The following is a 13857-nucleotide window of genomic DNA, read 5'->3' on the forward strand; positions in this document are numbered from 1 at the left end:
GAAGCAGCAGTGTTCTCGTACCGTGATCCGGACTCCCGCGCGCATCCGGACTCATCCGGAAGACCGGACTCGCCCGCACGAGCCTCCGCGCGCGGCGGACGCGAAGCGGTCGTCGCCCTGCTCTGCGCGGCGCTGACCGCGCTCGCGGTACCGGCCGCGCACGCCGAGGCGCCCGCACCCGCCGAGGCGCCCGCACCCGCCGGGGCGCCCACGCCCGCCGCCGGGCAGGAGGCGCGGCAGGCGGCGCGGTTCTGGACCGCCGAGCGCATGGCCGCCGCCCAGCCGCTCGACGCGCTGCGGCAGGAGCGGACGGCGCAGCCGTCCGGGGCGGCCGCGGCGGCCCGGCCGAAGGGGACCCTGTTCCAGGGCACCCGGCTGGTCGGCACGTTCTTCGGCTCCGACGGTCCGCGCGGCACCACCTGGCACTGCACCGGCAGCGTCATCGACACCAAGGCACGGAACATCGTGCTCACCGCGGCCCACTGCGCGCGGGGCATGACGGGCGACTTCGTCTTCGTCCCGAAGTTCGTGAAGGGCGCGGCCCCGGACCGGCAGCCGTACGGCATCTTCCACATCCAGCGGGTCTTCATCGACCCGCGCTACGTGCCCGACCGGGGCTCCTCCACCACCAAGAAGGCCGCGTCCGACCTGGACACCGCGTTCGCCCGGGTCTCGGCCAACCAGTGGGGCACGTCCCTCCAGGACGCGGTGGGCGGCGGGCTGACCTTCACCCGGCCCGCCGGCTACACCCACCGGGGCGTCACCGTCGTCGGCTACCCCTCCCACCGGCACAACGGGGCCGGACGCGCGGTCAAGTGCACCGTTCCCACCAGCCAGTTGCGCGGCTACCGGCAGCTGTCGATGACCTGCGGCGGCTACTACGGCGGGGTGTCCGGCAGCCCGTGGATCACCGACTACAAGGACGACGCCCGCACCGGCCACGTCATCGGCAACCTCGGCGGCTACAACGGCGGCGGCAACGACGCCAACGTGGACTACATCAGCTACGCCACCGCGTTCGGCGCCGACGCCGCGAACCTCCTCGCCCGCGCCGTCGCCGACAAGGCCCCGCCCGCCGACCTGCCCCCGTACCGGGGCCTGAGCGGCAGCCTGCCGGGCGGCGCGGGGCGCTGGCGCAAGGCCGCTTTCACGGCGCCGGGCGAGTACACCGGCGACCGGCACGGCGATCTGCTGGTGGTGTGGTCCGACGGCGGAGTCACCCTCCACCCGGGCGACGGCAAGGGCGGTTTCGGGGCGGAGAAGCGGCTGCGGCCGGCCAACTCGACCTGGACCCACGCCCGTACCGTGGCCGGCGGCACCTTCGGCGGTGGCCGGCGGGCGGGGCTGCTGGTGCGCTGGTCCGACGGCGAGGTCACCCTCTACCCGCAGCCCGGTCCCTCGGGCCTCGGCCGGGAGATCCGGATGGCGGCGCCCGGCTCATCGTGGAAGAACGCCGCCCAGTTCACCGCCGGGGCGTTCCGGGCCGACGGGGGCACCGGCCTGCTGGTCCGCTGGGCCGACGGCGGGCTCTCCCTGTACCCGCGGGTGGGCACCGGCGGCCTCGGCACCGGCACCCGGCTCCTTCCCGCGGGCGGCGCCTGGACCAAGGCGGCCCTGCTGACCGGCGGCGACTTCGGCGGTACGGCCGCCGGGGACCTGCTGGTGCGCTGGGCGGACGGGGCGCTCGACACCTACGCCGGCACCTCGGCCGCGGGACCCGGCGCCAAGTACCGGGTGCGCGGCCCGAACAGCCTGTGGCAGCGGGCGCGGGTGCTGAGCGCCGGCGCCTTCCGCCACGACGGCCCGGCCGACGACCTCGTCGTGTGCTGGTCCGACGGGGAGGTCACGCTGTACGCCGACACCGGCACCAAGGCCCTCGGCACCGAGTACACGCTGGTCCACCCCGGCACCTGACCGCACCACGGCACTTCCAGGGGGAACGATGCCCGCCACCACCCGACCGGCCGGCCGCCGCGCCGTGCTCACGGCCGGCCTCGCGCTCGCGGCCGGTCTGACGCTGACGGCCTGCGCCACCACCACGACCGCCACACCGGGCACCACCACGACCGCCACACCGGGCACCGCCACGACCGCCACGCCGGACGCCACCGCACCGCCCTGCCGGACCGCCGCGCTGTCCTGGACGCTGTCGCTGCTCGACGGCGACGGTGTCCACGGTGCCGACGGCGCCGAGCGGGAAGGCGACCGGTCCGGGGCGCGCCTCACCGCCGTCAACAAGGGTGCCGGGGACTGCGTGTTCGCGGGGTACCCGGGCCTGGCGCTCCACAACGGCAAGGCCGACGGCATCGAGGGCGCCGGTTCCGGACGGCCCGCGGCCGTCGCCCTGCCCGGCCACGCCGCCGTCACCGTGGACCTCCGCTACACCCGCCGCGGCACGCCGGGCGCGGGCACCTGGTGCGTACGGCAGCACGAGGCCGTCGTCACGGCGCCGCACGACACCCACGGCACGGTCGTCCCGGTCACGGACGGGCACGGGAAGGCGGCCGTGCTCGACGCGTGCGGGGAGACCATCGCCATGGCCCCGCCACGCCGTGCGGGGGACGGAACCTGACGGCGGCGGGACGCCGGGGAACGCCGTCTGGCGCAGTCCGTCCTGCGGGCGGCGGCGGCCCTGTGGGACCGTGCCGTCATGGGTGACCTCTTTCTCGTCCGGCACGGGGAGACCGAGTGGTCGCGGTCCGGGCGGCACACCGGCCGGACCGACGTACCGCTCACCGAGCGCGGGCGGGACGAGGCGCGCCGGCTGGTCCCGCTGATCCGCTCGCACCGGATCGGGGCGGCCTTCGTCAGCCCCCTCCAGCGGGCGCGCGAGACCGCCGAGCTGATCGGCGTCCCGGACGCGCGGGTCGACGCCGACCTGTGCGAGTGGGACTACGGCGGGTACGAGGGCGTGACCACGCCGGAGATCCAGCGGAGCCGGCCGGGCTGGTTCCTGTTCACCGACGGGGTCGCGCCCGGCCCCCCGGACCGTCCGGGCGAGAGTCCCGAGCAGGTCGGGGAGCGCGCCGACCGGATGCTGGCCAAGGCCGACGCCGCGCTCGCCAACACCGAGGGGGTCGTCGTACTGATCGCGCACGGCCACTTCCTCCGCGTCCTCACCGCCCGCCGCCTGGGCCTGTCGCCCCGGTACGGCGCCCTCTTCCAGCTCGCGACGGGAGCGCTCTGCCGCCTCGGCACGGAACACGGCCGCCCCGTCCTGGCGGGCTGGAACATCCGGCCCCCGGAGTAGCGGCGGCCCCGCGAGCACCAGGCGGCGCCCCGCCGCGCACCGGCCGTTGTCAGAGCCCGGTCGTACTCTTCGACTGGGGCCGTACGACAGGCCCGGTGGCCGTCCGTGCGGGCGGGGCCGCCCAGTCAGCGGTGTCGGAAGGAGCAGCCCATGACCCGACCGCCGACCGCCGCGCAGCGGCGGGTGATCGAGGCCGCCGATCCGGTCACCGGCCGGCTGCGCGGTACGCCCGCCCAGCTCGCGGCGCTGGTGAAGCGGGGCCTGGCCTTCCGGCACCCCCGGCCGCCGCACGACCACTTCCTCACCCCGGCCGGCCATCGCGTCCGCGAGGCGATACCCGGGCCGCGGGCCGAGTCCGCGCCGGACACCGGGGTGTTCACGGCCCGGACCGGTGGCGAGGCGGAGCCGCCGGTGTCCGGCCCGGCCCGGCTCCGCGAGGTGCACAGCGCCTGGCAGGGGCTGCTGGAGCTGCGCAGGATGACTAATCCGGACGGCGCCGTGGACCGGCCGTGCGGCTGGGAGCGGACGCATCTGGTGCGGGCCGCGGCGCTGGCGCTGGAGGCGGCCGGGCACCGTCCGGCGGGCGGGGACGCGGACGGGTACCGGGTCCGGGCGACCCCGCAGCCGGAGGCGGTCGCGGTGTACGCGCCGGACCCCGCGGCGCTGGCGGCCTGTGCGGCGACGCTTCAGGAGGCCGGCTGGCAGGCGGGCGAGTACACCGAGCCCAGGACGAGGGCCCGCTTCCTGCTGGCCTCGCCGCGCCGCGTGTGACCGTCATGTCAGGATCAGCCGACGGCGCGGCACCCGACGGCCGCGGAACCGGCCGTCGCGGCACCGAACAGCCACAGAACCGAACCACCGCAGGAACCCAACGTCCGAGCACCGCACACGAGAAGGGCACGCAGTGGCCGAACCGTTTTCCGTCCGGGTGACCGTCCGCGGCTACGAGACCGACACCCAGGGACACCTCAACCAGTCGGTGTACCTCAACTACGCCGAGCACGCCCGCTGGTCGTTGCTCCAGGCCGCCGGGATCAGCCAGGCCCGGCTGGTGGGCCGGGGCGTGGGCCCGGTGGCCCTGGAGACGACCATCGGCTTCCGGCGGGAGCTGCTCGCCGGCGACGAGGTCGACGTGACGTGCGCCTTCGAGTGGGGCGACGGCAAGACGTTCCGGATCCGGCAGGAGATACGCAAGACCGACGGCACGCTCGCGGCGGAGATCACCGCGGTGGGCGGCATCATGAACCTCACCGAGCGCAAGCTGGTCGCCGACCCGCGCGCGGTGCTCAAGGAACTGGCGACGGACCCCGGCCTGTTCGGCCTGTAGCCCCCGGGCACGAGAAGGGGCCGGGGGTGACGGTGTCCCGTCTCCCCCGGCCGGTTCGGCGGCCGGTGCCCATGCCGGTGGCGGCCCGGCGCCCGGTGTCAGCGGACGGCGGCGATCTCCTCCCCCGACTCCATGGGATGGGTGACGTCCTGGGCCTCGCGGCCCTTGCCGAGGTGGTTGAAGAGGAGGTTGAGCACCACGGCCGTGACACAGCCGGTCGAGATGCCCGAGTCCAGGACGATCTTCGCGGTCTCCGGGAAGGAGTGGTAGAACTCCGGCGCGGTGATCGGGATGATGCCGACCGCCAGGGACACGGCCACGATCAGAACGTTGTTGTCCTTGTCCAGGCCGGCCCGGACCAGGGTCTGGATGCCGCTCGCGGCGACCGAGCCGAACAGCACGATGCCGGCGCCGCCGAGGACCGGCCGGGGCACGACCGCGATGAGCGAGGCGGCCATCGGACACAGGCCCATCAGGACCAGGAAGCCGCCGCCGGTCGCGACGACGTACCGGCTGCGGATCCGGGTCATCGCGACCAGCCCGATGTTCTGGGCGAAGGCGCTGCACATGAAGCCGTTGAACAGCGGGCTGAGCGCGGACCCGAGGGTGTCGGCGCGCAGGCCGGCCGCGATGGTCTTCTCGTCGGCGGGCCGTTCGACGATCTCGCCGAGGGCCAGCATGTCGGCGGTCGACTCGGTCATGGAGACCACCATGACCACGCACAGGGAGAGGATCGCGGCGAGCTGGAACTGGGGGGCGCCGAAGTGGAACGGGGTGGGGAAGCCGACCACGTCGGCGTCGGCGACCGGGCCGAAGTCCGTGACGCCGAACGGGATCGCGACGAGCGTGCCGACGACCAGGCCGATCAGCACGGCGATCTGCTTGACGAAGCCCCGGGTGAAGCGGCGCAGCAGCAGGACGATCAGCAGGGTGAGGCCGGCCAGGGTGAGGTAGGTGGTCGAGCCGTAGTCGCCGGCCCGGGGATCGGGCCCCTGGGCCCAGCCGAAGGCGACGGGGAGCAGGGAGACGCCGATCAGGGTGATGACGGAGCCGGTGACGACCGGCGGGAAGAAGCGGATCGCCTTGCTGAAGAAGGGAGCGGCGACGAAGCCGAGGAGACCGGCCACGATGACCGCGCCGAAAATGATCGGCAGGGCGTCGGACTTGTCCTCGGTGGCGGCGACGACCGCGGTCATGGGGGCGACACCGGCGAAGGTGACGCCGTTGACGAAGGGCAGCCGGGCGCCGATCTTCCAGATGCCGAGCGTCTGGAGGAAGGTGGCGAGGCCGGCGGTGAACAGGCAGGCGCCGGTGAGGAAGGTCAGCTCGGTCGCGCTGAGGCCGATGGCCGCGCCGACGATGAGCGGGGGTGCGACGACACCGGCGTACATGGCGGCCACGTGCTGCAGTCCGCTGGTCGCCATTTTCAGGGCGGGGAGTTTCTCGTCTACGGGATGGGCGGCCACGGCGGCTCCTCCGGGCGGGTGACACGTCATCGTCGACGTGGGTTTCATGGAGGTGGTGCGGGGTCGTGCGGGACCCTCGCAGGGGGGTGGCGAAAACGAGCGGTGACGAGTGTGTGGGGGTGTGGGGCGGCGTGGGGGTGTGTCGAGCGTGACGGCATGTGTGGGGGCGGACCGTCTCCGGGGGCGTGCGTCCACACGCGCCCCGGAGACGGCATCACCGTGGATCCCGCTCGGATCCACGGGTCCCGGCCGGGAGCCGTCCCTCCCGGCCGGAGTCTTGGGGATGGGCCGCCGCTCAGTCCTGAGCGGCGATCCGGGCCAGGCGCCGGGCCTCCTCGCGGGTGCTGACGGCGATGGCGTCCTCGTCGGCGGTCAGCAGGCGGCCGTCCGCGACGATCTGCCGGCCGTTGACGAACGACGCGGTGACCGGGGCGGGCGCGCCGAAGACCAGCGCGGTCACCGGGTCGGTGATGGAGGCGTGCGCGAGGGTGTCCATCTTCCACAGCACCACGTCGGCCAGCTTGCCGGGCTCCAGCGAGCCGATCTGCGCGGCCCGGCCGAGGACCTGGGCGCCGCCGTAGGTGCCGAGGCGCAGCGCCTGACGGGCGTTCAGCGCGGCCTCGCGGTGCGCGCCGAGCCGGTTGATCAGCAGGGCGTTGCGCAGCTCGGTGTGGAGTTCGCCGGACTCGTTGGAGGCGGTGCCGTCGACGCCCAGGCCGACCGGGACGCCGGCCCTCAGCATGTCGGGGACGCGGGCGATGCCGGCGGCGAGGCGGGCGTTGGACGAGGGGCAGTGGGCGACACCGGTCCCGGTGCGGGCGAAGGCCCGGATGTCGGACTCGTTCATGTGGACGCAGTGCGCCATCCACACGTCCTCACCGAGCCAGCCGGTGGACTCGAAGTAGTCGGTGGGGCCCATGCCGAACAGCTCGTGGCAGAACTTCTCCTCCTCCACCGTCTCCGAGCCGTGGGTGTGCAGCCGCACCCCCAGCCGGCGCGCCAACTCGGCGGCCTCGCGCAGGAGTTCGGTGGAGACCGAGAACGGGGAGCAGGGTGCGACCGCCACCTGGGTCATGGCGTCGAAGGAGGCGTCGTGGTACCGCTCGACGGTCTCCTCGGTCGCCCGGAGCGCATCCTGGAGCGTCTCCACGGCGAAGTCCGGGGGCAGCCCGCCGTCCTTCGCGCCGCGGTCCATCGAGCCGCGGGCCAGCGTGAAGCGCACGCCGGTCTCGGCGGCGGCCCGGATGATCGAGCCGGACAGGTCGCCGGAGCCGCGCGGGTAGACGTAGTGGTGGTCCATGGCGGTGGTGACACCGCCCCGGGCCATCATGGCGAGGGAGCCCCGCGCCGCCGCGTACGTCATCCGCTCGTCGATCCGTGCCCAGACCGGGTAGAGCGCGACCAGCCAGTCGAACAGGTTGTGGTCGGTGGCCAGGCCCCGGGTGATCCACTGGTAGAAGTGGTGGTGGGTGTTGACCAGACCGGGGGTGGCCAGGTGGCCGCGCCCGTCGATCCGGCGCACCACGTTCTCCAGTCGCCCGGGGGCCTCGCCCGAGCCGACCGCCTCGATCCGGTTGCCGGCGAGGACGAGGTACCCGGAGGCGTACTCGGTGTCATCCGCGTCCACGGTCGCGATCGCGCAGTTCTCGATGACGACGCGCTGGGCTGCCGAGGGTGCCATCTGCTTCCTTGTCTTTCGAATGGCGGCCCGTGGACCAGGGGGGATCCACGGGGTGGGCACGGCAGGACCCTAGGAGGATTCGAGTGCCGGGGCCGCCTGTCGGCGCCGGGTGCCGAGATGGTGGAAGAACAGGTTCAGCAGGACGGCGACGAGCGCGCCGGCGCTGATGCCGGAGCCGAGCACGGTCTGCGCCCACGCCGGGAAGTCGGCGTAGAAGGTCGGCGCGGCCAGCGGGATGATGCCGGCGCCGAGTGCCACGGCCACCAGGATGATGTTGGAGCTGTCGTCCAGGCCCGCCTCGGAGAGCGTGCGGATGCCGCTGACGGCGATGGAGCCGAAGAGGACGATGCCCGCGCCGCCGAGCACCGGCATGGGGACCAGGGAGACGACCGCGCCGAGGACCGGGAAGGCGCCGAGGACGATCAGGCTGCCGCCGGCGACGGCGACGACGTACCGGCTGCGCACCCGGGTGAGCGAGACGACACCGACGTTCTGGGCGAAGGCGGAGGTGGGGAAGCCGCCGAAGACGGGCCCGATCAGGGTGGCGAGGCCGTCGGTGCGCAGGCCCCGGGTGATGGTCTTCGCATCCGCGCGGCGGTCGCAGATCTCGCCGAGGGCGAGCATGCCGGCGCTGGACTCGGTCATCAGCACCAGCATCACGATGCACAGCGAGAGGATCGCGGCGGGCTGGAACTCCGGGGAGCCGAAGGCGAACGGGGTGGGCAGTGCGGCCACGGGCGCGGACTTGATGCCGCTGAAGTCGGCCATTCCGAAGGGGATCGCGGCCAGGGTGCCGATGAGCAGTCCGAACAGCAGGGCGACCTGTTTGACGAAGCCCCGGCCGAAGCGCTGGATCAGCAGGATGACGGCGAGGGTGAACCCGGCGAGCGCCAGATAGCGCATGTCGCCGAAGTCGGTGGCGGTCTTGTCGCCGCCTTGTGCCCAGCCCACCGGGACGGGCATCAGCGTGACGCCGATCAGGGTGATGACCACGCCGGTGACCAGGGGCGGGAAGAAGCGCAGCAGTCGGCCGAAGAACGGTCCGAGTACCAGGCAGAAGGCGCCGGCCACCATCACCGCGCCGTAGATCGCGGGGAGTTGGTGCCCGTTGCCGTTGGTCTCGGCGATCGCGAGGATGGGGGCGATGCCGGCGGAGGAGGCGGCGTTGACGAAGGGCAGCCGGTTGCCGACGAAGCCCTTGACGCCGATGGTCTGCAGGATGGTCGCGATACCCGCGATGAGCAGGCTCGCGGCGATGAGCCGGGTACGGGCCCCGATGTCGAGCCCGCAGGCCTGACCGATGATGAGCGGAGGAGTGACAACGCCCGCGTACATAGCGGCGATGTGCTGGAGCGCGGCGGGGACGAGCCGCGTGGGGTGGAGCTTCTCGTCCACCGGGTGCACGGACGTGACGGCGTCCATCATGTGCACCGGCGGGGTGGAACACGGGGCTTTCGCCGGCCCCTTTGCAGGCTGTGCCATTTTGTTCCCTCCGGTGTAGCGCGCCCCCGGCCCGTCAGGCCGGGCCGGGGGCGGGCGTCCCGCGTCAGAGGTTGGTCATGTCGACCGGGATACGGGCCTCACAGCCGTCCCGCAGAATCGTGGCCTCGATGAGGCCGTAGGGGCGGTCGGCGGCGAAGTAGACCTCGTTGTCGTTCTTGAGTCCGAACGGCTCCAGGTCCACGAGGAAGTGGTGCTTGTTGGGCAGCGAGAAGCGGACCTCGTCGATCTCGCTGCGGTTGTTGATGATGCGCGAGCCCATCTGGTACATCGTCTGCTGGAGCGAGAGCGAGTAGGTCTCGGCGAAGGCGTGCAGCATGTGCTTCTTGACCTGCTCGTAGGACTTCTCCCAGTTGGGCATCTTCTGCGCGTCGTCGGTCCAGTTGAACCGCCAGCGGCCGGAGACCTGGGTGGCGAGGATGCGGTCGTACGCCTCCTGGAGGGTGGTGTACTTGTCCTTGACGTAGCCCCAGAACTCGGAGTTGGTCGAGTTCATCACGACCAGGTCCTTCAGACCGGAGATGACCTCCCACTTCTCACCGTCGTAGGTGATCTGGGTGAGGCGTACCTCCTGGCCCTTGCGGACGAAGGAGTGCTTGACGTCGTCCGCGCCGATGAACTTGCTGTTGGCGTCCGAGGTCTCGATCCGCTCCCAGGCGTACTCCTCGATGCGGATGCGCGCCTTGTGGATCGGCTCCTGGGTGGTGACGAAGTGCCGGGCGAGGTGGATGCCGAACTGCTCGGCGGACTCGATGCCGAATTCCTTGGCGAACGCGAACACCGTGTTCTTGGTGGTGTCGGTCGGCAGGACGTTGGCGTTGGAGCCCGAGTAGTGGACCTCTTCCATGTCGCCGCTCAGCGCGATGGAGACGTTGAGGTCCTTGATGTGATGGGTGGCGCCGTCCCGCGTGATCTTGACGACTCGGTTCTCGGCCTTGCCGTACTGGTTCTGTCCCAGGATGGTCGGCATGTAGCTAGCTCCCTCGGTAAACGGAGTAGCCGAACGGGTTGAGCAGCAGCGGTACGTGGTAGTGCTCCCCGGGCACCACGGCGAAGGTGATCGCCACCTCGGGGAAGAACACGGCACCGCTGTCCCGATTCGCGGGGGCGTCCTGCTGCGCATCGGCTTGCTTCTTCTCGAAGTACGGCTCGACGGAGAAGTCCAGCCGTACGTGGGTGGTCCCTTCCGGCAGGGCCGGCAGGTCCTTGCACCGGCCGTCGGCGTCGGTCGCCGAACCGCCCAGCGCCTGCCAGTCCGCCTCGCGCCCCGAGCGGGCGGAGAGGTGGACGGCGACGCCCTCGGCGGGGCGGCCGATCGATGTGTCCAGGATGTGCGTGGACACGGAGGCGGTGGTGCTGGTGCTCATGGTGTCAGGCGTCCTCTTCGACGAGTCGGGCCAGTCGGATGCGGTTGATCTTGCCCAGCTCGGTGCGGACGATCTCCCGCTCCTGCTCGGGCGAGTTGCCGATCCGCTCCTTGACCGCGTCGCGCATCTGCTCGCCGGTCCGGCCGGTGGCGCAGATGAGGAAGACATGCCCGAACTTCTCCTGGTAGGCCAGGTTGAGTTCGAGCATCTCCGCCTTGAGCTCCTCGGAGGCACCGGCCATGCCGCGCTGTTCGCGGGCGGAGGTCGGGTCGCCGGGCTTGGGCCGCCCGATCGGCGGGTGTCCGGCCATCGCCTCCGCCAGGTCCGCGGCGGTCAGCTCCGCCATGACGGCGTCGCTGGCGGTGTACAGGTCCTCCGGGGTGGCGTACGGGCGGGCGGCGAGCAGTCGCCGGGCCCACTCGGTGGAGGCGCACGCCTCGAGGAGGGCCGCGAGGGCCTCGCGCTCCTCCAGATCGTTGAACCGGGACAGGCCCGGGGGCGTGGAAGTGGTAGTCACGGGAGCCTCCGTGGCCGCTTCGGGCCGTTGTGCTGAACGGGCTGCGGATAGCTAACGCCCTCGGAAACACCACGTCAACAGTTTGTTGAAAATTCCGCGTAACAAGCCGGGTTGGGGACCGAACGGCCCTTGCGCCCCCACTCCCGCCCCGGTCAGAGGCCCTTCTCGCGGTTGAGGTAGTTGTAGACCGTGAAGCGGCTGACGCCCAGTGCGCCCGCCACGGTCTCGACCCCGTGCCGCACGGCGAACGCGCCGCGCGCCTCCAGGATCCGCACGACCTCCTGCTTGGCCTTGCGGTCCAGATCGGACAGCGGCCGGCCCTCCTTGCGCTCCATGGCGGCCAGGATGTGGTCGAGGGAGTCGGCGAGCTGGGGCAGGCGCACGGCGACGACGTCGGCGCCCTCCCAGGCCAGGACGACGTCCTCGGGGCCGGCCTCGTCGGGCGGGAGCATCGTCCCGCCCATGGCGTCGACCAGCGGCTTCACCGCCGCGATGAAGGGCTCGTCCCCGGTCACCTATCACCCTCCCGAGCCTCGTCGCCGATCACGTTGACCTGGAGCGAGACCCGGGTGGCACCGGCCTGGAGGGCCTTGCGCAGCAGCGCGTCCACCGCGCCGAGCACGCGGTCGGCGCCGCCCTCGGCGGTGTTGCCGAACGGTCCGACGTCCACGGCGTCCAGCTCGGCGGTCTCGATGACCTCGCGCGCCACCAGGGCGTGCGCGGGCGCTTCGTCCAGGTCGAAGGGCTCGGTCGTGAACTCCACTCTCAATCGCACCCGGCCAACCTAACGCGCGGGGCGCCCCTGGCGGGCGGCTCTTGCGGACACCCCTTGACAACCGGCGACACCCGACGGCAATCTTCCATTACGCAGAAACGAACTTCCGTAATACGGAATCTCGACCAACGGAAGGGAGCGCGGCCCGAATGCCAGGTTTCGAGTGGAGCACCGCCGCAGACCAGCGCTTCAACGTCAACCTGTCGATCCTCTTCACGGAACTCCCGCTCCTGGAGCGCCCCGCGGCCGCCGCCGCGGCGGGCTTCTCCGCGGTCGAGCTGTGGTGGCCCTGGATCGACTCCCCCACTCCGGCCCGGTCCGAGCTGGACGCCCTGAAGAAGGCGATCGAGGACGCGGGGGTCCGTCTCACGGGCCTGAACTTCTACGCCGGGCAGCTGCCGGGCCCGGACCGCGGCGCCCTGTCGCTGCCGGGCGAGGAGTCGGAGAAGTTCCGCGCCAACATCGACGTGGCCGCCGACTTCGCGGCCTCCCTCGGCTGCACGGCGCTCAACGCGCTGTACGGCAACCGCGTCGAGGGCGTGGACCCGGCCGAGCAGGACGCGCTCGCCCTGGAGAACCTCGCCCTCGCGGCCCGGGCGGCCGACCGGATCGGCGCCATCCTGCTGATCGAGGCGCTGAACAAGCCCGAGTCGCCGCTGTACCCGCTGGTGTCGGCGCCGGCCGCGGTGGAGGTCGTCGACAAGGTGAACGCGACGACGGGCCTCGGAACGCCAAGTTCCTGATGGACCTGTACCACCTGTCCATGAACGGCGAGGACCTGCCCGCGGTCATCGACGCCTACGCGGCGAAGACCGGGCACGTGCAGATCGCCGACAACCCCGGCCGCGGCGCCCCCGGCACCGGCTCGCTCCCGCTCCAGGAGCTGCTCGGCCGGCTGAGGAAGGCCGGTTACGACGGCTGGGTCGGCCTGGAGTACAAGCCGGGCGACCGCCCGAGCGCCGAGGCGTTCGACTGGCTCCCGCGTGAGGCCCGCGCGGCCCGCTGAGCCGCCGGCCCCGCACATCGGCCGCCCCCTTCACAGACGTACCGCCGCAGCAAGAGAGGCACCCCCGAATCATGAGCAACCTTCCCAAGATCGCCTGGATCGGCCTCGGCATCATGGGCTCCCCCATGTCCGAGAACCTGGTCAAGGCGGGCTACCAGGTCACCGGTTACACCCTGGAGAAGGAGAAGCTGGACCGCCTGGCCGCCGCCGGCGGCACCGCGGCCGGCTCCATCGCCGAGGCCGTGCGCGACGCCGACGTGGTCATCACCATGGTGCCCGCCTCCCCGCAGGTCGAGGCCATCGCCTACGGCCCGGACGGCATCCTGGAGAACGCCAAGTCCGGCGCCCTGCTGATCGACATGTCCTCGATCACCCCGCAGACCTCGGTGGACCTGGCCAAGGCGGCCAAGGACAAGGGCATCCGGGTACTGGACGCCCCGGTGTCCGGCGGTGAGGCCGGCGCCATCGAAGCGGTGCTGTCCATCATGGTCGGCGGCGAGCAGGCCGACTTCGACCAGGCCAAGCCGATCCTCGAGGCGCTCGGCAAGACCATCGTGCTGTGCGGTCCGCACGGCTCGGGACAGACGGTGAAGGCCGCCAACCAGCTGATCGTCGCCGTGAACATCCAGGCGTGCGCCGAGGCCGTGGTCTTCCTGGAGAAGTCGGGCGTGGACCTCAAGGCCGCCCTGGACGTCCTCAACGGCGGCCTGGCCGGCTCCACCGTGCTGACGCGGAAGAAGGACAACTTCCTCAACCGCGACTTCAAGCCCGGCTTCCGCATCGACCTGCACCACAAGGACATGGGCATCGTCACCGACGCCGCCCGCAACGTCGGGGCGGCCCTGCCGGTCGGCGCCGTGGTCGCCCAGCTCGTCGCGAGCCTGCGCGCCCAGGGCGACGGCGGCCTGGACCACTCGGCCCTGCTGCGGGCCGTCGAGCGCCTCTCCGGCGCCCAGGTCTGACGACCC

14 protein-coding genes and 1 pseudogene are annotated in these 13857 nt (G+C 72.3%); 7 read left to right on the forward strand and 8 right to left on the reverse strand.

Going from position 1 to position 13857, the window contains the following annotated elements; all coding sequences use genetic code 11:
- Positions 1 to 9 precede the first annotated feature (9 nt).
- From ACSURM_RS08155 to ACSURM_RS08175, 5 genes are all read left to right on the forward strand, one after another.
- On the forward strand, positions 10 to 1914 hold the full coding sequence (locus ACSURM_RS08155; RefSeq protein WP_436954297.1) for a trypsin-like serine peptidase: 1905 nt from the start codon (positions 10 to 12) through the stop codon (positions 1912 to 1914).
- A 28-nt stretch (positions 1915 to 1942) separates the two neighbouring features.
- Entirely contained in the window at positions 1943 to 2572 is a 630-nt protein-coding gene (locus ACSURM_RS08160) for a DUF4232 domain-containing protein (protein ID WP_436954298.1), read from the forward strand.
- A 78-nt stretch (positions 2573 to 2650) separates the two neighbouring features.
- On the forward strand, positions 2651 to 3250 hold the full coding sequence (locus ACSURM_RS08165) for a histidine phosphatase family protein (RefSeq protein WP_436954299.1): 600 nt from the start codon (positions 2651 to 2653) through the stop codon (positions 3248 to 3250).
- Between the two features lie 150 nt (positions 3251 to 3400).
- Positions 3401 to 4021 carry a hypothetical protein gene (locus tag ACSURM_RS08170; RefSeq protein ID WP_436954300.1) on the forward strand — a complete coding sequence of 207 codons (621 nt, stop codon included), beginning with the start codon at positions 3401 to 3403 and terminating at the stop codon, positions 4019 to 4021.
- Positions 4022 to 4154: 133 nt separating this feature from the next.
- Complete coding sequence (locus ACSURM_RS08175) at positions 4155 to 4577, forward strand: acyl-CoA thioesterase (RefSeq protein WP_436954301.1); 423 nt, start codon at positions 4155 to 4157, stop codon at positions 4575 to 4577.
- Positions 4578 to 4675: 98 nt separating this feature from the next.
- Here the strand turns inward: ACSURM_RS08175 and ACSURM_RS08180 are convergent, their stop codons facing one another.
- From ACSURM_RS08180 to ACSURM_RS08215, 8 genes are all read right to left on the reverse strand, one after another.
- Positions 4676 to 6043, reverse strand: coding sequence for a nucleobase:cation symporter-2 family protein (locus ACSURM_RS08180; RefSeq protein WP_436954302.1), 1368 nt, complete (start codon positions 6041 to 6043; stop codon positions 4676 to 4678).
- Positions 6044 to 6338: 295 nt separating this feature from the next.
- Positions 6339 to 7724 carry an 8-oxoguanine deaminase gene (locus ACSURM_RS08185; protein ID WP_436954303.1) on the reverse strand — a complete coding sequence of 462 codons (1386 nt, stop codon included), beginning with the start codon at positions 7722 to 7724 and terminating at the stop codon, positions 6339 to 6341.
- A 69-nt stretch (positions 7725 to 7793) separates the two neighbouring features.
- The gene (locus tag ACSURM_RS08190) at positions 7794 to 9206 is read right to left on the reverse strand and encodes a nucleobase:cation symporter-2 family protein (protein ID WP_436954304.1); all 1413 of its coding nucleotides are present in this window, start codon (positions 9204 to 9206) and stop codon (positions 7794 to 7796) included.
- 64 nt (positions 9207 to 9270) lie between these two features.
- The gene (gene pucL / locus ACSURM_RS08195) at positions 9271 to 10194 is read right to left on the reverse strand and encodes a factor-independent urate hydroxylase (protein WP_436954305.1); all 924 of its coding nucleotides are present in this window, start codon (positions 10192 to 10194) and stop codon (positions 9271 to 9273) included.
- Between the two features lie 4 nt (positions 10195 to 10198).
- On the reverse strand, positions 10199 to 10591 hold the full coding sequence (gene uraH, locus ACSURM_RS08200; protein WP_436954306.1) for a hydroxyisourate hydrolase: 393 nt from the start codon (positions 10589 to 10591) through the stop codon (positions 10199 to 10201).
- A 4-nt stretch (positions 10592 to 10595) separates the two neighbouring features.
- On the reverse strand, positions 10596 to 11108 hold the full coding sequence (gene uraD, locus ACSURM_RS08205; RefSeq protein ID WP_436954307.1) for a 2-oxo-4-hydroxy-4-carboxy-5-ureidoimidazoline decarboxylase: 513 nt from the start codon (positions 11106 to 11108) through the stop codon (positions 10596 to 10598).
- A gap of 152 nt (positions 11109 to 11260) precedes the next feature.
- Positions 11261 to 11572: a helix-turn-helix domain-containing protein gene (locus ACSURM_RS08210; RefSeq protein ID WP_436960991.1), complete on the reverse strand. Its 312-nt coding sequence runs from the start codon at positions 11570 to 11572 to the stop codon at positions 11261 to 11263.
- Positions 11573 to 11619: 47 nt separating this feature from the next.
- Positions 11620 to 11883 carry a hypothetical protein gene (locus tag ACSURM_RS08215; RefSeq protein ID WP_037700656.1) on the reverse strand — a complete coding sequence of 88 codons (264 nt, stop codon included), beginning with the start codon at positions 11881 to 11883 and terminating at the stop codon, positions 11620 to 11622.
- 149 nt (positions 11884 to 12032) lie between these two features.
- Here ACSURM_RS08215 and ACSURM_RS08220 point away from each other — a divergent pair.
- A pseudogene (locus ACSURM_RS08220) lies at positions 12033 to 12889 on the forward strand (TIM barrel protein).
- A gap of 71 nt (positions 12890 to 12960) precedes the next feature.
- Complete coding sequence (locus ACSURM_RS08225) at positions 12961 to 13851, forward strand: 2-hydroxy-3-oxopropionate reductase (protein WP_436954308.1); 891 nt, start codon at positions 12961 to 12963, stop codon at positions 13849 to 13851.
- Positions 13852 to 13857 lie beyond the last annotated feature (6 nt).

Source organism: Streptomyces sp. SudanB182_2057 (genome assembly GCF_964272715.1).
Lineage (GTDB): Bacteria > Actinomycetota > Actinomycetes > Streptomycetales > Streptomycetaceae > Streptomyces > Streptomyces rubradiris.